The following is a 23,352-nucleotide window of genomic DNA, read 5'->3' as shown; positions in this document are numbered from 1 at the left end:
GCCCCCGCCCAGGCGGGGGCGCGCCCACACTGCAAGAGACCATGGATAAATTTACGATATACGAAGGCCTGGTGGCCCCGCTCGACCGCGCCAACGTCGACACCGATGCCATCATCCCCAAGCAGTTCCTCAAGTCGATCCTGCGCACCGGCTTCGGTCCCAATCTGTTCGACGAATGGCGCTATCTCGACCACGGCGAGCCGGGCAAGGATAACGCCAGCCGTCCGCTCAATCCCGATTTCGTACTGAACGAGGCACGCTACCAGGGCGCATCGATTCTGCTCACGCGCAAAAACTTCGGCTGCGGCTCCTCGCGCGAACACGCGCCGTGGGCGCTCGACCAGTACGGTTTTCGCGCCATCATCGCGCCGAGCTTCGCCGACATCTTCTTCAACAACTGTTACAAGAGCGGCCTGCTGCCGATCGTCCTCTCCGAGTCGCAGGTCGAGCACCTGTTCAACGAAGTGAAGGCCTTCCCGGGTTTCCGCCTGGTGGTGGACCTGGAGCAGCAGCGCATCTCGACGAGCAACGGCTCCTTGAGTTATGAATTCCAGATCGACCCGTTCCGCAAATACTGCCTGTTGAATGGCCTGGACGACATCGGCCTGACCCTGCGCCACGCGGACGAGATCCGCGCCTTTGAAGAACGCCATCTGGCGGCCCAGCCCTGGCTGGCCAACGTCATCTGAACCGCACGCATAATCCGACGACTAAAGAGATCACATGAAAATTGCAATCCTGCCGGGCGACGGCATCGGCCCTGAAATCATGGCGCAAGCGGTCAAGGTACTGAACGTCCTTGGCGAACAATTTGACATGGAAACCGCCGACGTCGGCGGCGCCGGCTACGCCGCCCACGGCCACCCGCTGCCGCCGGCCACCCTGGCGCTGGCCAAGAGCGCCGACGCGGTGCTGTTCGGCGCAGTCGGCGACTTCAAATACGATTCCCTGGAGCGCTCGCTGCGCCCGGAACAGGCCATCCTCGGCTTGCGCAAGGAATTGGGTTTGTTCGCCAACCTGCGTCCGGCCATCCTGTACCCGGAACTGGCCGGCGCGTCGACCCTGAAGCCCGAAGTGGTGTCGGGCCTGGACATCCTGATCATCCGCGAACTGACCGGCGACGTCTATTTCGGCAAGCCGCGCGGCGTGCGCGAATGCCCGGATGGCCCGTTCAAGGGCGAGCGCGAAGGCTTCGACACCATGCGCTACGCCGAACCGGAAATCCGCCGCATCGCGCACGTGGCCTTCCAGGCCGCCCAAAAGCGCGGCAAGCGCGTCACCAGCGTGGACAAGGCCAATGTGCTCGAGACGTTCCAGTTCTGGCGCGACATCGTCACCGACGTGCACAAGGAATATCCCGACATCGAACTCGATCACATGTACGTCGATAACGCCGCCATGCAGCTGGTGCGCGCGCCGAAAAAATTCGACGTCATGGTCACCGGGAATCTGTTCGGCGACATCCTGTCCGACTGCGCCGCCATGCTCACCGGTTCGATCGGCATGCTGCCATCGGCCTCGCTCGACGCCAGCAACAAGGGCTTGTACGAGCCCTCGCACGGTTCCGCGCCCGACATCGCCGGCAAGGGCATCGCCAATCCGCTGGCGACGATCCTGTCGGCCGCGATGATGCTGCGCTTCTCGTTCGGCAAGACCGAGCAGGCCGACCGCATCGAGAACGCGGTCAAGAAGGTGCTGGCGCAGGGCTTGCGCACCGGGGATATTTTTGAAGCCGGTACCACCAGGGTCGGTACCGAGGAAATGGGCAATGCCGTGGTCAAGGCGCTTGGGTAAAGCAGTTTTTTCAAATCAGACGAAGAAAGCATCGAGGAAAGAAGATGAAATTAGTTGGCTTGGTAGGTTGGCGCGGTATGGTAGGTTCGGTCCTGATGCAGCGCATGCAGGACGAGGGCGATTTCGCCCACATCGAACCGGTGTTCTTCACAACGTCGAACGCGGGCGGCAAAGCGCCTGCGATGGCGAAGAACGAGACTACCCTGAAAGACGCAACCGACATTACCGAGCTGTCGAAATGCGAGATCATCATTTCCTGCCAGGGCGGCGACTACACCAGCGAGATGTTCCCCAAGCTGCGCGAATCCGGCTGGAACGGCTACTGGATCGACGCCGCCTCGACCCTGCGCATGAACGACGATGCCGTCATCGTGCTCGACCCGGTCAACCTCGACGTCATCAAGAACGCGATGACGCGCGGCGTGAAGAACTACATCGGCGGCAATTGCACCGTATCGTGCATGCTGATGGGCCTTGGCGGCCTGTTCCAGCATAATCTGGTCGACTGGATGAGTTCCATGACCTACCAGGCTGCGTCCGGCGGCGGCGCCCAGCACATGCGCGAGCTGCTGACGCAGTTCGGCACCATCAATCAATCGGTGAAAGCGCTGCTGGACAACCCGGCCGCCGCCATCCTCGACATCGACCGCACCGTGCTGGCGACCCAGCATGGCATGTCGCTTGACGAGACCCGCCAGTTCGGCGTGCCGCTGGCCGGCAACCTGATTCCCTGGATCGACAAGGACCTGGGCAACGGCCAGTCGAAGGAAGAATGGAAGGCCGGCGCCGAGACCAACAAGATCCTGGGACTGGGCGCGGCTTTCGGCAGCAGCGAAATCCCGGTCGATGGCCTGTGCGTGCGCGTGGGCGCGATGCGCTGCCACTCGCAGGCGCTGACCATCAAGCTGAAAAAAGATGTGCCGCTCGACGAGATCAACGACATCATCGCCGCCAATAACCAGTGGGTGAAGGTGGTGCCGAACACGCGCGAAGCGTCGATGCGCGACCTGTCGCCGGCCGCCGTCACGGGCAGCCTGACCATTCCGGTTGGACGCCTGCGCAAGATGTCGATGGGCGGCGAGTACCTGTCCGCCTTCACCGTGGGCGACCAGCTGCTATGGGGCGCGGCCGAACCGCTGCGCCGCATGCTGAGAATTATTCTGGATAAGTAAACACGTGTAGAATGGCGTGTTGTGCATGCAGTCGTGCACAACACGCGGCAGCGGCGGCCGGCGCAACTTGCGTTTTTAGCCACCGTTACCATGGTTTTTCGTATACTTCTTGATAATTCAGTTGTTATATCTTGCAAGGTACTTGACATAGCGGCATGAATGCGGTTCTGACCGAGCTGTTACAGAAAGCGCGAAATTGCGTATTTAGTGAGCAACTGCCCGACATAGTTGCTCCAAAAACTTGCATGCTCTAGTGCATGATGATATGTTGAGACCTCCGGGAAACCAGCCTTCTCCCCCGTCAACTCATGATGCCGCCAACTATGCATTTAAACACTCGCTCCAAGCTCACTTCGTTCGCGTTGAAAACCGTCACAGGCGCGGTCGCCAGTGCGGTGTTTCTGTCCACCTCAGCATACGCGGCAGGTCTCGGTAAACTGACCGTTCTGTCCGCGCTCGGCCAGCCCCTGAACGCAGAGATCGAACTGACCTCGGTTGCCAATGACGAAGCGAGCGGCCTGGTCGCCAAGCTGGCCCCGGCTGAAGCCTTCCGTCAAGCCAATATCGATTTCAATCCTGCCCTGCTGTCGCTGCGTTTCAACGTCGAGCAGCGCGGTGGCCGCCAGTTCATCAAAATCACTTCTGCGCAGCCTGTCAACGAACCGTTCGTCGATATGTTGCTCGAATTGAACTGGGGTTCGTCGGGCCGACTGGTGCGCGAATACACCTTCCTGCTTGACCCTGTCGAAATGCGTTCGACCCAGACCGCGCAAGTATCCGCGCCGGTCGACGTGCTGTCGCAGGGTAGCCGCAACGGTGCCAAGGCGGATGCGAAAGCCGGCGCCAAGGCCGGCGGCAAGACGGGTGCGGCAAATGCCGCCAAGCCGCCTGCCGATGCGCCTGCGGAACCGAAAGCCGACAAGGCCGAGCCAAAGGCAGCTGCCTCGCAAGAGCCGCAGCGCGCCGCCGGCAAGGGCGAAGGCGACAGCGAGTACAAGGTCAAGCGTGGCGATACCTTGGGCAAGATCGCGGCCCATATCAAGCCGGCCGATATTTCGCTCGACATGATGCTGGTCGCGCTGTACCGCGCCAATCCGGATGCCTTCGCAGGCAACAACATGAACCGCCTGAAATCGGGCCAGATCCTGTCGGTGCCCGAAGCGGCAGCGATCAAGGGTTCCGAAAGCGAAGCGCGCGGCGTCGTGGTGGCCCATGCCACCGACTTCAACGCGTACCGCAACAAGCTGGCCGGCCAGGTCGCCAGCGGCTCGGCCGACAAGGAGCCTGAAAAAACCCAGAGCGCCGCCGGCAAGATCACCGCCAAGGTGGCCGAGCGTCCAACCGCCGCCAATGAATCGAAAGACCAGCTCAAATTGTCGAAAGCGACCGGCGCGACCGACGTCGCCGGCAAGACCGGCGCGCTGACGCCGGAAGACAAGATCGCCAAAGAAAAAGCCATGGCCGACGCCACCAAGCGCGTCAAGGAACTGGAAAAGAACGTTGGCGATCTCGAAAAGATCATGACGGTCAAGAGCAAGACCGCCGCCGGTGCAGTAGCGCCGAAGACACCGATCACGGAAGTGGTCGGCGCCAAGCCGCCGGTGACTCCGCCGGCCACCACGCCAGCGGTGGTCACGCCGCCGCCGCCAGCGGCCGTGCCGGTGCCGCCACCTGCCGCCGCCACGCCGGCTGTCTCCGCGCCGGCCGTGACGCCAGCGCCAGTGGCGGCCGATGTGCCAGCGCCGGCCGCCGTGCCTGCGCCGAAACCGGTGATCAAGCCGGCTGCGCCAGCGCCAGCGCCAAGCTTCTTCGACATGCTGATGGATAACATCGTGCTCGTGATCGCTGCCATCGTCGCCTTGCTGGCCGGCCTGTTCGGCCTGTCGAAATGGCGCGAGCGCAAGCAGGTCGAGCGCAATCCGTCGGAGCCGTCGATCCTCGGCGCGCCGACCGACCAGGCGCACTCCCTGTTCGCCGAAACCGGCGGCCAGAGCGTGGACACCAACAACAGCGTGTTCAACTCCAGCTTCGCCCCATCGGCCAGCCAGCTCGACACCAATGAAGTCGATCCGGTCGCCGAAGCCGACGTCTACATCGCCTACGGCCGCGACGCCCAGGCTGAAGAGATTCTGAAGGAAGCGCTGCGTACCCATCCAGACCGCTACCCGGTCCGCCTGAAACTGCTGGAAATCTACGCTGCCCGCAAGGACCAGCGCGCGTTCGAGAGCCAGGCCAGCGAGCTGTATGGCATGACCAAGGGCCAGGGCGACGAGTGGGCACAAGCGGCCGCACTGGGCCTGTCGATCGATGCGATGAACCCGCTGTACGCCAGCGCCGGCAGCAGTGCGCCGGCCGCGACCAGCCTGCCGGCCGATCCGGCCGACCAGTTCGACGCTTCGGCAATCGATAACGGTCCGCACAGCGCGCTGATGGATCTCGACCTCGACCTGAGCAAGGATGCCACCGCCACGCCAGTCGCACCGGCACCTGCACCGGTCGCACCAGTGGCCAAGGCAGCCGAAGAGCACACCCTCGACTTCGACCTGGGCGGCCTGAGCTTCGAGCCAGTGACCCATGCCGAACCGGTGGTCACGCCGGCGGCGGAAGTCATGGACGAGCATCACCTGTCGTTCGACACGCCAGCGGCAGCGCCGGTCCACGTCGAGCCGGTGAAGGCGGAGACGCCGGACATGGACTTCGACATGGACTTCAACGCACCGGCGGCCACCAGCACGGTGAGCCTGTCGAAGGCGCCGGCGGACGACGATTTCAACCTCGACGGCATGAACTTCGACCTGCCGCAATCGACCACGCCGGGCGCCGTGCCTAGCCTGGCGAACGACGATCCGTTTGCCGTCGATACCAAGACCGCCAAGGCTGACGCCGCGCCGGAGTTCGACATGCACTCGCTCGACCTCGACCTGCCGGCAGGCAGCAAAGCCGACCACACCGCACTGCCGGACTTCAACGACATCGGCAGCGCCGCTGACGTGCCGGCCGGTGAACTGACGCCGGTCCAGATGGAGATGGAAACCAAGCTTGACCTGGCCATCGCCTATCAGGAAATCGGCGACAAGGAAGGTGCGCGCGAACTGCTCGACGAAGTCATCAAGGGCGGCAGCGCTTCCCAGGTGGCCAAGGCGAACGACATGCGCGTCAAGCTGGCTTGATGAGCGACGGCTGTTACTGGATCTAGATTGAAGCGAATAGCACTGGGAGTCCAGTACGACGGTACCGCCTTCAACGGCTACCAGAAGCAGCCAGACCGCAACACGGTGCAGGACCGGCTCGAAATCGCGCTCGAAAAATTCGCGCGGATCGAGCTGGCTACCACCTGCGCCGGCCGTACCGATACCGGCGTTCACGCGCTCGAACAGGTGGTCCACTTCGACACCGAGCTCTCGCGCAGCATGCAATCCTGGGTGCGCGGCGTGAATGCCTTTCTGCCCGATTCGATCGCCGTGCGCTGGGCCACCGACGTGCCCGAGCATCCGGGGCAGGAATTCCACGCCCGCTTCGCCGCCTTTGCGCGCACCTATCACTACGTCCTGTACAACAATCCGATCCGCTCGCCGCTGCTGGTGGGCCGCGCCGGCTGGGTATTCCGCCCGCTCGACGTGGACCTGATGCGCGCCGCCGCCCAATGCCTGGTCGGCACCCATGATTTTTCCGCCTTCCGTTCCTCGCAATGCCAGGCCAAGTCGCCGGTCAAGCAGATGCACGCGGTGAACATCGAGCGGCATGGTGAAGTGATCGTGTTCACCTTGCGCGCCAGCGCCTTCCTGCATCACATGGTGCGCAACCTGATCGGATCGCTGATCTATGTCGGCCAGGGGCGTCATACGCCCGCATGGCTGCGCGACGTGCTCGAAGGGCGCGACCGCAACGATGCCGCGCCCACCTTCATGCCCGATGGCCTGTACCTGGCCAAGATTGACTACGATCCGAAATGGGGCTTGCCGCACGAGGCGGCCCGTCCCTTGCCCTGGTTCTGAAGGCTTCCTCATGCAACGCACACGCATCAAGATTTGCGGGCTGACCCGCCCCCAGGACGTCCAGGCGGCGGTGGCCGCGGGCGCCGATGCCCTCGGCTTCGTGTTCTACCCGAAAAGTCCGCGCTACGTGACGGCCGCGCAGGCCGGCGCCTTGATGTCGGCGCTGCCGCCGTTCGTCTCCACGGTGGCGCTGTTCGTCAACGCCAGCATCGACGAGGTGAGGGCGGTTGCCGCCGTGGCGCCGTTTGCGCAGCTGCAGTTCCATGGCGATGAAACGGTGGAGCAGTGTGCCGCCATCGCCGCCGCCGTCGGCCGTCCGTTCATGCGCGTGTTCCGCGTGCGTCCCGAGACCACGGGTGCCGACCTGCTGGCCGAAGAAGCGCTGTGCCGCGCCGCCAGCCCGCTGTTTTCAAGCCTGCTGCTCGACACCTTCGTGGACGCCTACGGCGGCGCCGGCAAGGTGTTCGACTGGAGCGTGATTCCGTCCGAACTGGCCCCGCGCGTGGTATTGAGCGGCGGCCTGACCGTCGACACGGTGGCCGGCGCGGTGCGCCAGGTGCATCCGTACGCGGTCGACATCAGCAGCGGCGTCGAACAGGCCAAGGGCATCAAGGATGCCGCCAAAATCGACGCTTTCAGCGCTGCCGTACGGATGGCCGATCACCAGGCCTGAATCGCCTGATGCGTCGGCGCCACCACAAGCGGCGCCGATTTGCTAGAATACGTTCAACAATACCGCACTACCAGTTGCCCGCAGCGGGGTTCCGCCCTCGCGCAGATGACATCCACGGTGGTGCAGGAAAGGCTGCGATTGGTTTCTCATTCCAAAAGAACGCGCGCCTCGGGTCGTTTTGTGTGGTGGCTCGGGCGTACTAAACGCGATTGACGCGGGGCTGGTCACGCCCCCTGTTTTGCCAGCCATGGACCGCTGCCTTCTCGGCCGCGGCCGGCCTGCCGATATCACCTTCGAAAGCGAGCATACCCATGAAAAACGCACCTGCGCGCGGCCCTGCCGCCCCGATTTTCCATACCACCGACTACCAGCTGCCCGATGCGCGCGGCCACTTTGGCCCCTACGGCGGCTCGTTTGTCGCCGAAACCCTGAGCCATGCGCTGGCCGAGCTGAAAGAGGCGTACGCCAAATACAGCCACGACCCCGAGTTCCTCGACGAATTCCGCTATGAACTCAAGCACTTCGTCGGCCGTCCCTCGCCGATTTATCACGCCAAGCGCTGGTCCGAGCAGCAGGGCGGGGCGCAGATTTTCTTCAAGCGCGAAGACTTGAACCACACCGGCGCGCACAAGATCAATAACGTGATCGGCCAGGCGCTGCTGGCCAAGCGCATGGGCAAGCCGCGCATCATCGCCGAAACCGGCGCCGGCCAGCACGGCGTGGCTACGGCCACCATCTGCGCCCGTTTCGGGCTCGAATGTGTGGTCTACATGGGCAGCGAGGACGTCAAGCGCCAAGCCCAGAATGTGTACCGCATGAAGCTCCTGGGTGCGACCGTGGTGCCGGTGGAATCGGGCTCCAAGACGCTCAAGGACGCGCTTAATGAAGCGATGCGCGACTGGGTCACCAACATCGAAAACACCTTCTACATCATCGGCACGGTGGCCGGTCCGCACCCGTATCCGATGATGGTGCGCGACTTCCAGTCGGTCATCGGCGAGGAGTGCCTGGTGCAGATGCCGGAACTGACCGGACGCCAGCCCGACTACGTGCTGGCCTGTATCGGTGGCGGCTCGAACGCGATGGGGATTTTTTATCCTTACATCGACGACAAGAACGTCAAGCTGATCGGGGTGGAAGCGGCCGGCGAAGGGCTCGATTCGGGCAAGCATTCGGCGTCGCTCACGGCCGGCATTCCGGGCGTGTTGCACGGTAACCGCACCTATCTGCTGCAGGACGAGAACGGCCAGATCATCGAGACGCATTCGGTGTCTGCGGGCCTCGATTATCCTGGCGTGGGGCCGGAGCACGCGTGGTTGAAGGACCTGGGGCGGGCGCAGTACGTGTCGGTGACCGACGATGAAGCGCTGCAGGCGTTCCATGACTGCTGCCATATCGAAGGCATCATCCCGGCGCTGGAATCGTCGCACGCGCTGGCCTATGCGGCCAAGCTGGCGGCCACCTTGCCCAAGGACCAGCTGATCCTGGTGAACCTGTCGGGCCGCGGCGACAAGGACATGCACACGGTGGCGGAGCGGATGGGACTCGATTTCAGCTGATTTTTCAATTCAGTTGTTTTCTGAAGTCCGACCTTTTCGACCACACACCAAGAAAGAATCGCCATGTCCAGAATCGCACCAACCTTTGCCGCTTTGGCGGCCAGTAAAAAAACCGCGCTCGTTACCTTTATCACGGCGGGCGACCCGGGTCCGGAAATGACCGTGCCGCTGATGCACGCCCTCGTTGCCGGCGGCGCCGACGTCCTCGAACTGGGGGTGCCGTTTTCCGATCCGATGGCCGAAGGGCCGGTCATCCAGCGCGCCTGCGAGCGCGCGCTCAAGTTCAATGTCGGCATCGGCGACGTGTTTGGCTTCGTGCGCGAGTTCCGCAAAACGGATCAGAGCACGCCGGTGGTGCTGATGGGGTATGCCAACCCGATCGAGCGCATTGGCACCGATGCCTTCATCACGCGGGCGAAAGAAGTGGGCGCGGATGGCGCCATCGTGGTCGATTATCCACCCGAGGAGTGCGAGCAATTCGCCACGGCGATGCGTGCAAACGGGCTCGATCTGATCTTCCTGCTGGCGCCCACGTCGACCCCGGAGCGCATCGCCCAGGTGGCCAAATTCGGTAGCGGTTTTAGCTATTACGTGTCGCTCAAGGGCGTCACGGGAGCGGGCAATATCGATGTGGACGATGTGGCGCGCCGCCTGGCGCCGATCCGCGAGCACGTCAAGCTGCCCATCGGCGTGGGCTTCGGGATTCGCGATGGCGAAACCGCCAGGGCGGTGGCGCAGGTGGCCGACGCCGTGGTGATCGGCAGCCGCATCATCCAGGAGATCGAGGCGACGCCCAAGGACCAGGCGGTCGAGGCCGTGCAGCGCTTCGTCGCGGGAATTCGTAGCGCGCTCGACCGCTGAGAAGCTTGATGCAGGTCGACTCGTGCGCGCAGTTGCTGTCGGTAGAATGGGTCATGGATTTCTCCCCCTTGACCCGTGACAAAGGATGGTTCGCGCATCCCTTTGACATGGTGTAATCGATCGAATGCACTAAAATGTTCATTCTCCGAGAGCACCCTGCGGTTACGCGAAACAGGCCGGATGAGGCCGACGTCACCGGCGCGCTGCCCGACAATAACGCATGACGCATGGCGCGGTGATCGCAGCGCTTTGCCACCGCGTCTCAGGTGGTGGCATCGAAGGGCATGTTTCGTGCAGTAGCCCTTCTTTCACTCCCTTCATCAGCTCTTGCTTACGGCCTGCAAAATTTGCCCGCAAACCATGCCAATTCATCTACTTTTTGATGGTTTTGTCACAAAATAAAGATTAGACACCCGTACATACGGGGCATAGCATGCTTTCGCTAACGTGTGAAAACGTTATCATTTTCAACGCCACCAAGAAAAGCGAAACTCATGACTCTCATGCATCGACTCTCGACGATTGCAGCGGCTTGCGCCCTGTGCGCCGCCGCCTCCGCACCGGCCTCCGCCGCGTCCGAAACTTACCAATGGAACAGCGTCGCCATGGGCGGCGGTGGCTTCGTCTCGGCCGTGATTCCGAGCAAGACCCAAAAAGGCCTGGCGTATGCCCGCACCGATGTCGGCGGCGCTTACCGCTGGGACAATACCGCCGCGCGCTGGGTGCCGCTGATCGACTGGGCGTCGGAAGATGAAACGGGCCTGCTCGGCGTCGAATCGATTGCCCTCGACCCGAAAAATCCCGCCAAGGTGTACATGCTGGCCGGCATCAGCTACTTCAGCAATGGCAAGACCATGATCCTGCGTTCCTCGGATTACGGCAAAACCTTTATCAAGACCGATGTGACGGCCCTGTTCAAGGCGCACGGCAACGGCATGGGCCGCCAGACCGGCGAGCGCCTGCAAGTCGATCCCGGTTCGAGCAACATCCTGTACGTGGGTACCCGCGCCAACGGCCTGTTCAAGAGTAGCGACAGCGGCGCCACCTGGGCCCGCGTGAGTGGCCTGGATGTGACCACCACCCCCAACGAAAACGGCATCAGCTTCGTCGCACTTGATCCCGCCAGCGTGGTGGGTGGCGCGGCCCAGCGCATCGTGGTCGGCGTGTCGCGCTTCGGCTACGTGGCTCCCAATCTGTACCGCAGCAACGATGGCGGCAAGACCTTCGCGCCCGTCACCGGCGCGCCGACCGACCTGATGCCGCAGCGCGTGGCGCGCGCCAGCGACGGCAACCTGTACGTCACCTACGCCAACGGCGCCGGTCCGCACGGCCACTGGGCCCAGCCGGAACCGATGGACCGCGGCCAGATCTGGAAGTACAACGTCGGCAGCGGCGCCTGGACCAATGTCACGCCATCGGGCATCAGCTCGGCGTTCAGCGGCATCAGCGTGGCGCCCGACAATCCGAACAATCTGGTGGCCTCGACCATCAACACCTACCAGCAGCAGGGCAACGCCTGGGGCGACCGCATCTACACCTCGGCCAACGGCGGCGCCAGCTGGACTGACGTGATTGCCCGCGGCTTCGCCAAGGATAGCGCTGGCGTGTCCTGGGTCGGCGACAAGGCGATCCACTGGGCTGGCACGGTCGAGCTCGATCCTTTCGATACCAAGGCCGCGTGGGTGTCGTCGGGTAACGGCATTTTCAAGACTGCCAATATCAACGCGACCCCGGCCACCTGGACCTTCAACGTGGCCGGGCTGGAAGAAACCGTGCCGCTCAACCTGGTCAGCATCCCGGGCGGACCGCTGGTGTCGGCCATCGGCGACTACGATGGCTTCCGCCACACCGATCCGACCCGCTACGCGCCGATCCACACCCCATCGATCGGCAGCACCACCGGCCTCGATTTCGCTGCGCGCAAGACCTCGGTGCTGGCGCGCGCCGGCGGCAATGACAATCCGGGCATGTATTACTCGACCGACACCGGCCTCACCTGGAAAAAGACGGCGGCCATGAACGGCAAGAACGGCCAGGTCGCGCTCTCGTCCGACGGCACCGTCCTGCTGCACAGTCCGGAAAATTCGGCCACCAGCTACCGCTCGACCGACTTCGGATCGAGCTGGACCGCCGTGAATGGCTTGAGCGTGACCGCCGCCCGTCCGGTGGCCGATGCCGTCAACCCGCGCAAGTTTTACGCGTATGACAACGGCCGCGTGTTCGTCAGTACCGATGGCGGCGTCTCGTTCGCCCCGAAAGCGACCTTGCAGTCGGGCGGCTCCAAGGTGATCCGCGCGGTGCCGAACCGCGAAGGCGAGCTGTGGGTGCCTTTGTTGAGCGCCGGTCTGGCGCGCTCGACCGATTCCGGCGCGACCTTCGGCAGCATCGGCAGCGTGAGCTATGCCGCCGCGGTGGGTTTTGGCGCCGCCGCACCGGGCGCGACTTTCCCGACGGTGTATATCTGGGGGACGGTCAATGGTGTCAAGGGCGTGCACCGCTCGGTCGATACCGGCGCCACCTGGGTGCGCGTCAACGACGATGCCCACCAATACGGCGGACCGGGCAACGGCCAGTTCGTCATCGGCGACATGAACCGTTATGGCGTCGTGTACATGAGCACCGCCGGACGCGGCATCGCCATGGGCCTGCCGGGCGGAACCACGCCTCCGCCGATCGATCCGCCGCCACCGGTGGAACCGCCAACGCCGACGCCAGTCAACCAGTGCGTCTATCAGGTGCGCAGCCAGTGGCCGGGTGGATTCAACGGTGCGGTGCAGATCACCAACCGCGGCACCAGCGCCATGAACGGCTGGAGCGTGAGCTGGACCTACTCCGATGGCTCGAAAGTGGCCAGCATGTGGAACGCGGTCCTGAGCGGCAGCAACCCTTACACGGCGACCAACGTGGGCTGGAACGCGGTCATCCAGCCGGGTCAGACTGTCGAATTCGGCTTCCAGGGCAGCAGCGGCAGCGCCGGTTCCCAGGTACCGGTCCTGGGCGGCAGCGCCTGCGCCAAGGCCGCCAGGTAAGTATTCACTCCGCACCAGCCAGGCGCCAAGTGAGCAGTCACTAGCGCCGAACGCAGCCGGGTCCTTGATCCGGTTGCGCTTTTCCTATAACCAACCCTGGCGCCACTGCGTTTCGTCGCGCAAGGTTTTCCAGGCGATCCGCCGCGTCTGCCGGCTGTGCACGGCATCGAGATCGACCCATTCCACAGCCTCGCCGGGCTGTTCGGGCTCGATCACCTTGATGACAATGAAATGCTTTTCCTTGTTCACGGGAGCAAGCGCAGTCCATTTCGAAAGCAGTAATTTTTTAGGATGCAAGGGATTCATGCCTGGAGCATAGCGCATCGCACGCCGTCGCGCCGCACGGGGAACCCTTCGAAGAGTTGACTATCCAACACCCATGCCGCGACCGAAAAGAATGTTTAAAAAGCAATTTTCATTCCGTTGTGTTCGACAAGCAGTGTCTTACCGGCTAAACTACCGACCACTAAGATGCCGCAGAAGGAGAATGTATGAGTTGGTTAGAGAAACTACTGCCCCCACGAATCCAGCGTTCCGACGCTGCCGCGCGCAAGACCATGCCCGAAGGCCTGTGGGTCAAGTGCCCCTCCTGCGAAGCCGTCCTGTACCGTACCGACCTCGAATCGAATCTCCACGTCTGCCCGAAATGCAGCCACCACATGCGCATCCGCGCCCGCGAGCGCCTCGATGGCCTGCTCGACGAAGGCGGCCGCTATGAAATCGGCCAGGAAACCCTGCCGGTCGATACGCTCAAGTTCAAAGACAGCAAAAAATACCCCGACCGCCTGAAAGCGGCGATGGAAGCGACCGGCGAGACCGATGCGCTGATCGTCATGGGCGGCGCCATCATGAGCTTGCCGGTGGTGGTGGCCTGTTTCGAATTCGAATTCATGGGCGGCTCCATGGGTTCCGTGGTCGGCGAGCGCTTCGTGCGTGGCGCCCAGATCGCGCTCGAACAGAAAGTGCCGTTCATCTGCATCACCGCCACCGGCGGCGCGCGCATGCAGGAAGGCTTGCTGTCGCTGATGCAAATGGCGAAAACCACGGCCATGCTGACCAAGCTGTCCGAGAAAAAGCTGCCCTTCATCAGCGTGCTGACCGACCCGACCATGGGCGGCGTGTCGGCTTCGTTCGCCTTCATGGGCGACGTGGTCATCGCCGAGCCGAAAGCGTTGATCGGCTTTGCCGGCCCGCGCGTGATCGAGAACACCGTGCGCGAAAAGCTGCCTGAAGGCTTCCAGCGCGCCGAATTCCTGGTCACCAAGGGCGCCGTCGACATGATCGTCGACCGCCGCAAGATGCGCGAAGAAATCGCGCGCCTGCTCGCGCTGCTGCAGGACCAGGCGCTTGAAGTCCTGGCCTGATCGTCTATTCTGATTAGCTCGCGCTAGTCGTCTCGATTTATCGCGGTTCATGGCGGACGGGCATGCGTGCCCGGCTTCCATGAGCCGCCGTTGTTTTTACAGGGTCTTTTCATGTCCACTCTCCCCACCACCTTGCCCGACTGGCTGGCCCTGCTCGAATCGCGCCACGCCGAAGTCCACATCAACATGGGTCTGGACCGCGTGCGCCAAGTCAAGGAACGCTTGGGTCTCGCGTTCAACTGCCCGGTCATCATGGTGGCCGGCACCAACGGCAAGGGCTCGACCTGCTCGATGTTAGAGGCGATCCTGCTGCGCGCCGGCTACAAGGTGGGCCTGTACGTCAAGCCGCACTTCCTCGACTTTAACGAGCGCGCCCGCATCAATGGCGAGATGGCGTCCGACGCGGCCCTCATCGCCAGCTTCAACGCGGTCGAAGCGCAGCGCGGCGAGACCGACCTGACGTATTTCGAATTCACCACCCTGGCCATCATGCACCTGCTGGCCGGATCAGCGCTGGACGTGGCGATCCTGGAAGTGGGCCTGGGCGGGCGCCTGGACGCGGTCAACGTGATCGATGCCGACGTGTCCATCGTCACCTCGATCGATATCGACCACACCGACTTCCTCGGCACCACGCGTGAGGAGATCGGCTTCGAAAAGGCCGGCATTTTCCGGCCGGGCAAAGCAGCCATCTGCAGCGACCCGGTGCCGCCGCCATCCCTGATCGCGCACGCCGAAGCCATTGGTGCCGACCTGTGGCTGCTGGGGCGCGACTTCAATTATTCGGGCGACAAGCAGCAGTGGAACTACGGCGGGCGCGAACAGCGCCGCAATTCGCTGGCCTACCCGAGCCTGCGCGGGGCCAACCAGCTGCTCAATGCCTCGGCCGCACTGGCCGCGCTCGAAGTGCTGCGCCTGGAACTGCCGGTGGGCGCGCAGGAAGTGCGCACCGGGCTGGTGGTGGTCGAGCTGCCGGGGCGCTTCCAGGTGCTGCCGGGACGCCCGACCGTCATCCTCGACGTCGCCCACAACCCGCACGCGGCGTCGGCCCTGGCCCAGAACCTGGGCAACATGGGCTTCCATCCCTACACCTATGCCGTTTTCGGCATCATGCAGGACAAGGATATCGAAGGCGTGATCGCCCCGATGGCGCAATATGTCGACCACTGGTGCGTGGCCAACCTGCCATCGCCGCGTGCGGCCGCCCCGGAAGCGCTGGCCGCGACCCTGGCCGCGCTGGCGCCGGGCGACGCCAAACCGGGCGAACGCAGCGTCACTACCTTCGCCGATCCGGCCCTGGCTTTTGCAAATGCAATGAGTCGAGCCGGGGAGAATGATAGAATTGTGGTCTTTGGCTCCTTCTACACCGTCGCCGGTGTGATGGCTGCCCGAAAATCCTCACATCACTGAAGAAAAACGCATGGGCTTGTTCTCGTTCCTCAATAAAAACAAGCAAGAATCCACGGAAGATAGTGGCTATTATTCCAAGTCGGATGACGACAGCGTCGCCGCCCGTGCCCGTTCCAAACGCGCATCTTCCGCAGGCGAGCCTGCCGCCCGCCGCGGCAAGGATGCGCGCGCCGCCGCCGATCCCGTGCTGCCCGAGAAAAAACGCGCGCGCCGCCGCCTGGTAGGCGCTGTCGCGCTGGCGCTCGGCGTGGCGGTCGGCTTGCCGATGGTGCTCGATTCCGAACCCAAGCCGCTGGCCGGCGACATCGATATCCGGATTCCGTCCAAGGACAAGGTCGCGCCGCAGGCCCAGCCGCGCGCCGTGGCCGCCGCCGATGCGCTCGACAAGCGCGAGGAAATCGTCGATGTGCCACCGATGGTGACCCTGCCGAAGGAAAAGCCGGCGCCGCGGGACGAGGTCAGGACCGAAGTCAAGCCGGTTGCCAGGCCCGCGCTAAAACCGGTCGTCAAGCCGGAACCGAAACCGGTCGTCAAGCCCGAGCCGAAAGTCGCGGTCAGGTCCGAACCCAAGCCCGACGTCAAGCCCGAAAAACCGAAGCCGGAACCGAAACCCGAGCCGAAAGTCGCCGAGGTCAAGCACCTCGAGAAGGCGCCGGAAAAGCGCGTCGAGAAGGTGCTTGAAAAGCCAGTCGACAAGCCGGTTGAAAAACCCGTCGTCGTCAAGGCCCCGCCCAAGGTCGAGGAAAAGGAAAAGCCGGCCGCCAAGCCGCCGGTGCAGGACGCCCAGCGCGCCATGTCCATCCTCGAAGGCAAGGCGCCCGAGAAGGCCGCCGACGAGAACCAGCGTTTCGTGGTGCAGGTCGCCGCGCTCGCCACCCAGGAAAAAGTCAACGAATTGCAGGCCAAACTGAGCGGCGCCGGCATCCACTCGTTCACGCACAAGGTCCCGACCCAGTCGGGCGACCGGATTCGCGTGCAGGTGGGCCCGTTCAGCAAGGATGAAGCCGAAAAAGTGCGCGCCAAGTTAAGCAAGATGGGACTGTCGGGCATCATGGTCCCGGGCTGATGACACACGTTTGGGCGGATGCGCGGTGACCGAGTTCGATTATGTGGTGCTGGTGATCCTCATTTCGTCGGTCATCATCGGCACCTTGCGCGGCCTGGTCAAGGAAATCCTGTCGGTGATCAGCTGGGTGGTGGCCTTCGTCGTCGCCAACGCCTACGGCGCCAAGCTCGCGCCCATGTTGTCGGTGATCCCCGGCGAAACGGTGCGCCTGATGGTCGCCTTCGTGGCGCTGTTCCTCGGCGCCCGCATCCTGATGGGATTGGTCATGATGGCGGTCGACCTGATGGTCAAGGCCACGGGATTAAGCCCGGCGAACCGCCTGCTGGGAGCTGCGTTCGGGTTCGCGCGCGGGGTTGTGATCGTGCTGGCCGCCGTTATCTTGTGCGGCATGACCGAGCTGCCCAAGCAGGCCTTTTGGACCGGGGCGGTATCGAGCCCCATGGCGGAAGAGGGCGCGCGGATGGTAAAGACATTGTTGCCCGCGGATTTTGCGCGGCATGTTCAGTTTTGACATTTTTTAAAATCAGTAGGTCCAGTCTCTAGGAGCGCACCATGTGTGGCATCGTCGGCGTCGTCTCGAATAACCCCGTCAATCAAGTGCTGTATGACGCATTGCTGCTGTTGCAGCACCGCGGTCAGGATGCGGCGGGCATCGCAACCAGTCATTCCAATATGTTTTCCATGCACAAGGCCAATGGCCTCGTGCGCGACGTTTTCCGCACGCGTAACATGCGTTCGCTGCAGGGCAATTCGGGCATCGGCCATTGCCGCTATCCGACCGCTGGTTCGTCCAGCGAGGAGGAAGCGCAGCCGTTCTACGTGAATGCGCCGTTCGGCATCACGCTTGCGCACAACGGCAACCTGACCAACCAGGAACAGCTCAAGTCCGAGATGTTCCGCAACGACCGCCGTCACATCAACACCGATTCCGACTCGGAAGTGCTGCTCAACGTGCTGGCGCATGAAATCCAGGAATCGACCACCGGCTTCACACTCGATCCCGATTCGATCTTCAAGGCGGTGGCCGCGGTGCATCGGCGCGTGCGCGGCGCCTACGCCGTCGTCGCCCAGATCGCCGGCCACGGCTTGCTGGCCTTCCGCGATCCGTTCGGCATCCGCCCGCTGTGCATCGGCACCAACGAAACCGACAACGGCACCGAGTACCTGGTGGCCAGCGAATCGGTGGCGCTCGAAGGCATGGGCTTCCGCTTCCTGCGCGATATCGCGCCGGGCGAAGCGGTATTCATCGACATGGACATGAAGCTGCACGAACGCCAGTGCGCGGACAATCCGTCGCTCAACCCGTGCGCGTTCGAATACGTGTACCTGGCGCGCCCGGATTCGATCCTCGACGGCGCCTCGGTCTACGCCACCCGCCTGAAAATGGGCGAGTACCTGGCCGACAAGGTGCGCCAGCAGTTCAAGTCGGGCGAGATCGACGTGGTCATGCCGATTCCCGATTCCTCGCGTCCCGCCGCCATCCAGCTGGCCTTGAAGCTGGGTGTCGAGTACCGCGAAGGTTTTATCAAGAACCGCTACATCGGCCGTACCTTCCTGATGCCGGGCCAGGCGATCCGCCGCAAGTCGGTGCGCCAGAAGCTCAACGCGATCGGCTCCGAATTCAAGGGCAAGAACGTGCTGCTGGTCGACGACTCGATCGTGCGCGGCACCACCAGCCAGGAAATCGTGCAGATGGCGCGTGAAGCGGGCGCCCGCAATGTGTTCTTCGCGTCGGCTGCGCCGCCGGTACTGTTCCCGAACGTGTACGGCATCGACATGCCGACCCGCGATGAACTGATCGCCTACGGCCGCAGCACCGAGGAAGTCTGTCGCGAGATCACGGCCGACGCCCTGGTGTACCAGGACGTCGATGCGCTCAAGCGCGCGATCTCGGACGTGAACCCGGCGCTGACCAGCTTCGAGGCTTCCTGCTTCGACGGCGTGTACGTGACCGGCGACGTCACGCCAGCGTATCTGGACCGGCTGGAATTCGCGCGCCACAATCCAAAAGCCGCACCGGCCGAAGATGCGGCGCGCACCCAGCTGAACCTGAACCTGGCGACCACCGAGTAAGCGATGAGCGAGAAGAAAAGCTACGGCTTCACCACGACCATCCTGCACAACGACCGGCAAAAGCCGATCGAGCATGGGTCGCTGCACAAGCCGATTCACACCTCGGTCACCTTCGGCTACAACGACGCGCGCCAGCTGGCGTCGGTGTTCCAGGGGAAGGAGCCGGGCTTTCGCTACGGCCGCCAGGGCAATCCGACCATCTCCGCGCTCGAAGACAAGATCACGAAGATGGAAGACGGCGTGTCGACCTTGTGCTTCGCCACCGGGATGGGGGCCATTGGCGCCGTGTTCCAGGCGCTGCTGCGCGCCGGCGACCAGATTGTGTCGTCGTCGTTCTTGTTCGGGAATACCAACAGCCTGTGGCAAACGGCGGCCGGGCAGGGCGTGGAGGTGGCGTTCGCCGATGCGACCGACGTGGCCAACGTGGAAGCGGCGCTGACGCCAGCGACGCGTTTGGTGTTCGTCGAAACCATCGCCAACCCGCGCACGCAAGTGGCGGACCTGGCGCGCATCGGCCAGTTGTGCAAGGAGCGCGGGATTCTGTTCGTGGTCGATAACACCATGACCTCGCCCTACCTGTTCCGGCCCAAGACGGTCGGCGCGGGGCTGGTGGTCAATGCGCTGACCAAGTCGATCGGAGGCCACGGCAATGCGCTCGGCGGCAGCCTGACCGACACCGGCGCGTACGACTGGAGCGCGTTTCCGAATATCGCGGCCAACTATAAGCGCAATCCGCCGGCGCAGTGGGGCATGGCGCAGTTGCGCGCCAAGGCGCTGCGCGATTTCGGTGCCTCGCTGGCGCCGGAAGCGGCCCACCACATCGCGGTGGGGGCGGAAACCCTGGCGCTGCGCATGGAGCGCGCATCGGCCAATGCGCTGGCGGTAGCAAGCATGCTCGAAGCCGACGAGCGCGTGGCGGCGGTGCATTACCCGGGCCTGGCATCGCATCCACAGCATGCGCTGTCGAGCGATCTGTTCAAGGCCTACGGCTCGCTGTTCAGCTTTGAACTGGAAGACGGTATCGATTGCTTCGATTACCTTAATCGCCTCAAGCTCGGTATCTCGGCCAGTAACCTGGGCGATACGCGCACCCTGGTGATTCCGGTGTCGCACACCATCTTCTACGAGATGGGCGCCGAGCGGCGCGCCAGCATGGGCATCGCCGAATCGCTGATCCGCGTGTCGGTCGGCATCGAAGACACCGCCGACCTGCTCGACGACTTCCGCTCCGCGCTCGGTTGAACGGGACAGGCCGGCGCGCGCCGGCCTGTCGTCGCGATCCGGTGACGATGCGGGATGCGTCCACATGGTTCGTACACATACAAGGTCATACACGCGATGAAGAAATACCTGTTTTGCCTGGGCCTGATGCTTGCCGGCGTGGCGCACGCCGACGAACTGGCCGACGCCAACGCCCTGTTCGCGAAAAAGGCGTATCCGCAAGCGCTGCAGCTGTACACCAAGCTGGCCAATGCCGGCAACGCCGAAGCCCAGCTGCACATGGGCGAGATGTATTTTTACGGCGAGGCCGGCACGGTGGACCAGGCCAAGGCCGAAGCCTGGTTCCGGAAGTCCGCCGCCAAGGGCAATAAAACGGCGGCCGGCTCGCTTGAGATGATCAAGAAGCGCGAGGCGCGCCGCGCCGACCTGGACTACTGGATCAGCAAATACGATGGCGCCGACCTGACTACCGGCCAGTTCCGCTGCCCGGTGCCGCGCATTCCGGCCATGTCGAAGCAGAACGATGAAATCGAGAGCGTGTCGGCCAAGGTCGCGGCCTGGCAGGATTGCTACAACGACTTCGTGCGCAACCTGAACGAGGCCAGTCCGCTGACCAAGCGCATTCCCAAGGAGGTGGCCGACCTGCTGACCAAGGATGAAGCCGAGCAGTCGCGCCTGCATCTGGAAGACGTGTATGCGGGCATCGCCGAAAACGCCAAGGTCTCGGCCAAGCTGGTGCTGGCCGATTTCGGCGTCTGGCGCAACGCCACCGACGCCTATATCAAGGAACACAACCGTATCGTCACCGAAGCGGCAACGACAGCGCCGCGCAAGGGCGACTAGGGTGTATCTGGCTGACGTCATAGGAGCATGACCATCATTGTTGCCATAAGCACGGCCGTCAAGAAATGATGGCCGCGCTTATCGTATCGTGTTGCGACGGTACGGAAATCCATTAGTCTGTTGACCGCGCGGCCGATGACATGGCGGCCTTTGTAGGCGTCGATATCGAACCGTGGTGGCGAACCGCCCCGGCGCCATCAGCGTGGTCGATTTTTTGTGGGGCAAGACGCTCAGGGCACACGCACCGGATGCCACGTTGCTGGATCGCGCAGCGGTAACAAGCTCCTTCCAAAAAAGTAAAAAGGCCCGTCGCATTTACGCGAAGGGCCTTTTTTGTAAATATCCCAAGTTAGGCTGGCTTTACTTCGTATCCAGCGCGTTGATTATTGCATTTTGAAATTTCTCTGGCTCATCTTGATGAATCTGATGCCCGGAATTCTCGAACAAAAATAGGGACTTCTTCGGTGCCTTCAAATCCTCAAAGTATTTTTTGGTGATTCTGGTGGATGTTTGAATATCATTTTTGCCGACGAAGAAGTAAATAGGAAGATCAACCTTCTTCAGCGTCTTCGGCAAATCGATACGCATGACCTCGTTCCATACTGGCGACCAGGTTTTCGACCATTGAAGAAAACCATTCTTGAAACCGTCACTTAGCGCGAACTCCTTGCCATCCTTATAAAAAAGCCATTTCCGTAGGTAAAACATGTCCTCGTCGACTTTGAGCGGGATGCTGACGCTGGCCAGTTCTTTGCTAGCAAGGGGATTGGCCTGGAAATGTTTTATCAAAATCTGAAGCAATTCTTGCTCACTTGCCGCCTGACTAACAACCGGATTGACGGCGAAGTAGGCATGCAATAGCTCTGGATGAGTTCTAACGATCTGGAAGCCCAGGACGTTCCCCCACGAGCTACCCAGAAGATAGATTTTTTCCTGACCCAGCTCTTTTGTCAAAAACGTGATGACTTGATGCGTGTCCTTCGTCATTTGCGTCACGGAGGGTTGGTCCGGTGAAGGATTCAGTTTCAAGGTCTTACCGGCATCTCTTTGATCCCACTGAACAATGGTGAATCTGCTCTTCAGGATGCCCGTAAAAGCATCCGCATTGTTCATCATCGAGCTGCCTGGCCCACCGGACAGGAATAGAAGGACTGGCTTGCTCGAATCATCCGTCGTGATTTGTACAAGCTGCTTTATTCCACCAATTTCCGGCGCCAGGAGTTTGCCGATTGCAACAGGCGCATTTCTTTGCGCCGCGTCCTGGATACCTTGAGCTTTACAAGCAAGAAATGGAATGAAGAGTGCAAGCAGAGCGGCCAGTGCGCGTATCTTTATCATGAGTTGATCGTCCGTTGGATTCGGGTCGATCATTATAGATCGCAGCGTTCCAGCGCGGTACCGATCCTGCCGGCGGGCTGGCATTTTGCCTGCCACCAGCGCCGTGATACGCGCCGATCGCTGTTCGAGCGGCGCGGGGTTGTTGACCGTTCTTGCCGACGACGATGCGGGATTGACCATGGCGTCGGCGGGCGGTTCAGTCTTGAGACTGCCAGCCGTGAGCCTAGCAGGCAGCACGGGCGCGGTGGAAGCGCGCCCGCATGCTCAGTTCCAGCTGCGCATCAACCCGACCGCCAGACCTTCCAGCGCGAATTCGTCGGTCGCGGGATCGACGTGGATCACCTTGAAGTCCGGATTTTCCGGCAGCAGTTCGATCAGCGAACCGGTTTTCTTGTAGCGCTTGACGGTGACGTCGTCACCGATCCGGGCCACCACGATCTGGCCATTCTTGGCGCTGTCGACCTTTTTGACGGCCAGCAGGTCGCCATCCATGATGCCGGCGTCGCGCATCGACCATCCACGCACCTTGAGCAGGAAATCGGGACGCGACGAGAACATCGCCGGGTCCACGCTGTAGGTCGCTTCCACATGCTCCTGCGCGAGGATGGGCGAACCGGCGGCCACGCGCCCGACCAGCGGCAAGGACATCATCAGGTTCGGCGGCGGCACGGGCATTGTATCGACGCTGGCGCCGATCAGGCGGATGCCGCGCGAGGTGCCCGGCGAAATTTCGATGGCGCCCTTGCGCGCGAGCGCCTGCAAATGCTCTTCGGCCGCGTTGGCCGACTTGAAGCCCAGTTCATTGGCGATCTCGGCACGGGTGGGAGGAAAGCCCGTGTTCTCGATCGCATCCTTGATCAGGTTGAGGATTTGTTCTTGCCGTGGTGTGAGCTTGATCATCGGTATGCGGGACTGTGTATATGGACAGACTGTATTTTTGTACAGTATTTCGCC

At 62.6% G+C, this 23,352-nt stretch carries 19 protein-coding genes; 16 read left to right on the top strand and 3 right to left on the bottom strand.

Annotated elements, in window-relative coordinates; translation table 11 throughout:
• Window positions 1–41 precede the first annotated feature (41 nt).
• The 9 genes from leuD (at window position 42) to IV454_RS32040 (ending at window position 13,083) form a co-directional block, all read left to right on the top strand.
• Complete coding sequence (gene leuD / locus IV454_RS32080; protein WP_206089587.1) at window positions 42–689, top strand: 3-isopropylmalate dehydratase small subunit; 648 nt, start codon at window positions 42–44, stop codon at window positions 687–689.
• A 34-nt stretch (window positions 690–723) separates the two neighbouring features.
• Window positions 724–1,794, top strand: coding sequence for a 3-isopropylmalate dehydrogenase (gene leuB / locus IV454_RS32075; RefSeq protein WP_206089586.1), 1,071 nt, complete (start codon window positions 724–726; stop codon window positions 1,792–1,794).
• Window positions 1,795–1,838: 44 nt separating this feature from the next.
• Window positions 1,839–2,966 (top strand): aspartate-semialdehyde dehydrogenase, encoded by a 1,128-nt coding sequence (asd, locus tag IV454_RS32070; protein WP_206089585.1) that lies wholly within the window; start codon window positions 1,839–1,841, stop codon window positions 2,964–2,966.
• A gap of 323 nt (window positions 2,967–3,289) precedes the next feature.
• Window positions 3,290–6,136, top strand: coding sequence for a motility hub landmark protein FimV (locus IV454_RS32065; RefSeq protein WP_206089584.1), 2,847 nt, complete (start codon window positions 3,290–3,292; stop codon window positions 6,134–6,136).
• Window positions 6,137–6,163: 27 nt separating this feature from the next.
• Window positions 6,164–6,961, top strand: a complete 798-nt coding sequence (gene truA, locus IV454_RS32060) for a tRNA pseudouridine(38-40) synthase TruA (protein ID WP_206089583.1) — start codon at window positions 6,164–6,166, stop codon at window positions 6,959–6,961.
• A 10-nt stretch (window positions 6,962–6,971) separates the two neighbouring features.
• A complete protein-coding gene (locus tag IV454_RS32055) occupies window positions 6,972–7,634 on the top strand; it encodes a phosphoribosylanthranilate isomerase (RefSeq protein ID WP_206089582.1) in 663 nt (220 codons plus the stop codon).
• A 311-nt stretch (window positions 7,635–7,945) separates the two neighbouring features.
• Window positions 7,946–9,193, top strand: coding sequence for a tryptophan synthase subunit beta (gene trpB / locus IV454_RS32050; protein ID WP_206089581.1), 1,248 nt, complete (start codon window positions 7,946–7,948; stop codon window positions 9,191–9,193).
• A gap of 63 nt (window positions 9,194–9,256) precedes the next feature.
• The gene (trpA, locus tag IV454_RS32045) at window positions 9,257–10,054 is read left to right on the top strand and encodes a tryptophan synthase subunit alpha (RefSeq protein ID WP_206089580.1); all 798 of its coding nucleotides are present in this window, start codon (window positions 9,257–9,259) and stop codon (window positions 10,052–10,054) included.
• 494 nt (window positions 10,055–10,548) lie between these two features.
• The gene (locus IV454_RS32040) at window positions 10,549–13,083 is read left to right on the top strand and encodes a cellulose-binding domain-containing protein (protein ID WP_206089579.1); all 2,535 of its coding nucleotides are present in this window, start codon (window positions 10,549–10,551) and stop codon (window positions 13,081–13,083) included.
• Window positions 13,084–13,167: 84 nt separating this feature from the next.
• On the opposite strand, the gene IV454_RS32035 is transcribed toward IV454_RS32040, so the two are convergent.
• Window positions 13,168–13,389, bottom strand: a complete 222-nt coding sequence (locus IV454_RS32035; RefSeq protein ID WP_054263958.1) for a TIGR02450 family Trp-rich protein — start codon at window positions 13,387–13,389, stop codon at window positions 13,168–13,170.
• Between the two features lie 185 nt (window positions 13,390–13,574).
• Here IV454_RS32035 and accD point away from each other — a divergent pair, with 185 nt between their 5' ends.
• The 7 genes from accD (at window position 13,575) to IV454_RS32000 (ending at window position 21,060) form a co-directional block, all read left to right on the top strand.
• The gene (gene accD / locus IV454_RS32030) at window positions 13,575–14,447 is read left to right on the top strand and encodes an acetyl-CoA carboxylase, carboxyltransferase subunit beta (protein WP_206089578.1); all 873 of its coding nucleotides are present in this window, start codon (window positions 13,575–13,577) and stop codon (window positions 14,445–14,447) included.
• A 111-nt stretch (window positions 14,448–14,558) separates the two neighbouring features.
• Window positions 14,559–15,857: a bifunctional tetrahydrofolate synthase/dihydrofolate synthase gene (gene folC, locus IV454_RS32025; protein WP_206089577.1), complete on the top strand. Its 1,299-nt coding sequence runs from the start codon at window positions 14,559–14,561 to the stop codon at window positions 15,855–15,857.
• Between the two features lie 10 nt (window positions 15,858–15,867).
• Window positions 15,868–16,923: an SPOR domain-containing protein gene (locus tag IV454_RS32020; RefSeq protein ID WP_206089576.1), complete on the top strand. Its 1,056-nt coding sequence runs from the start codon at window positions 15,868–15,870 to the stop codon at window positions 16,921–16,923.
• Between the two features lie 25 nt (window positions 16,924–16,948).
• Window positions 16,949–17,434: a CvpA family protein gene (locus IV454_RS32015; RefSeq protein WP_206089575.1), complete on the top strand. Its 486-nt coding sequence runs from the start codon at window positions 16,949–16,951 to the stop codon at window positions 17,432–17,434.
• 41 nt (window positions 17,435–17,475) lie between these two features.
• Complete coding sequence (gene purF / locus IV454_RS32010) at window positions 17,476–18,996, top strand: amidophosphoribosyltransferase (protein WP_054263954.1); 1,521 nt, start codon at window positions 17,476–17,478, stop codon at window positions 18,994–18,996.
• A gap of 3 nt (window positions 18,997–18,999) precedes the next feature.
• Window positions 19,000–20,238 (top strand): cystathionine gamma-synthase family protein, encoded by a 1,239-nt coding sequence (locus IV454_RS32005; RefSeq protein WP_206089574.1) that lies wholly within the window; start codon window positions 19,000–19,002, stop codon window positions 20,236–20,238.
• Between the two features lie 96 nt (window positions 20,239–20,334).
• Window positions 20,335–21,060 (top strand): tetratricopeptide repeat protein, encoded by a 726-nt coding sequence (locus IV454_RS32000; protein WP_206089573.1) that lies wholly within the window; start codon window positions 20,335–20,337, stop codon window positions 21,058–21,060.
• Window positions 21,061–21,420: 360 nt separating this feature from the next.
• On the opposite strand, the gene IV454_RS31990 is transcribed toward IV454_RS32000, so the two are convergent.
• Window positions 21,421–22,578 (bottom strand): alpha/beta fold hydrolase, encoded by a 1,158-nt coding sequence (locus IV454_RS31990; RefSeq protein WP_229521967.1) that lies wholly within the window; start codon window positions 22,576–22,578, stop codon window positions 21,421–21,423.
• 84 nt (window positions 22,579–22,662) lie between these two features.
• Window positions 22,663–23,298, bottom strand: a complete 636-nt coding sequence (lexA, locus tag IV454_RS31985) for a transcriptional repressor LexA (protein WP_206089572.1) — start codon at window positions 23,296–23,298, stop codon at window positions 22,663–22,665.
• Between the last annotated feature and the right edge of the window lie 54 nt (window positions 23,299–23,352).

Origin of the sequence: Massilia antarctica (assembly GCF_015689335.1) — a bacterium.
Classification (GTDB): domain Bacteria; phylum Pseudomonadota; class Gammaproteobacteria; order Burkholderiales; family Burkholderiaceae_D; genus Telluria_A; species Telluria_A antarctica.
This window is presented reverse-complemented; position numbering and strand designations above follow the sequence as displayed.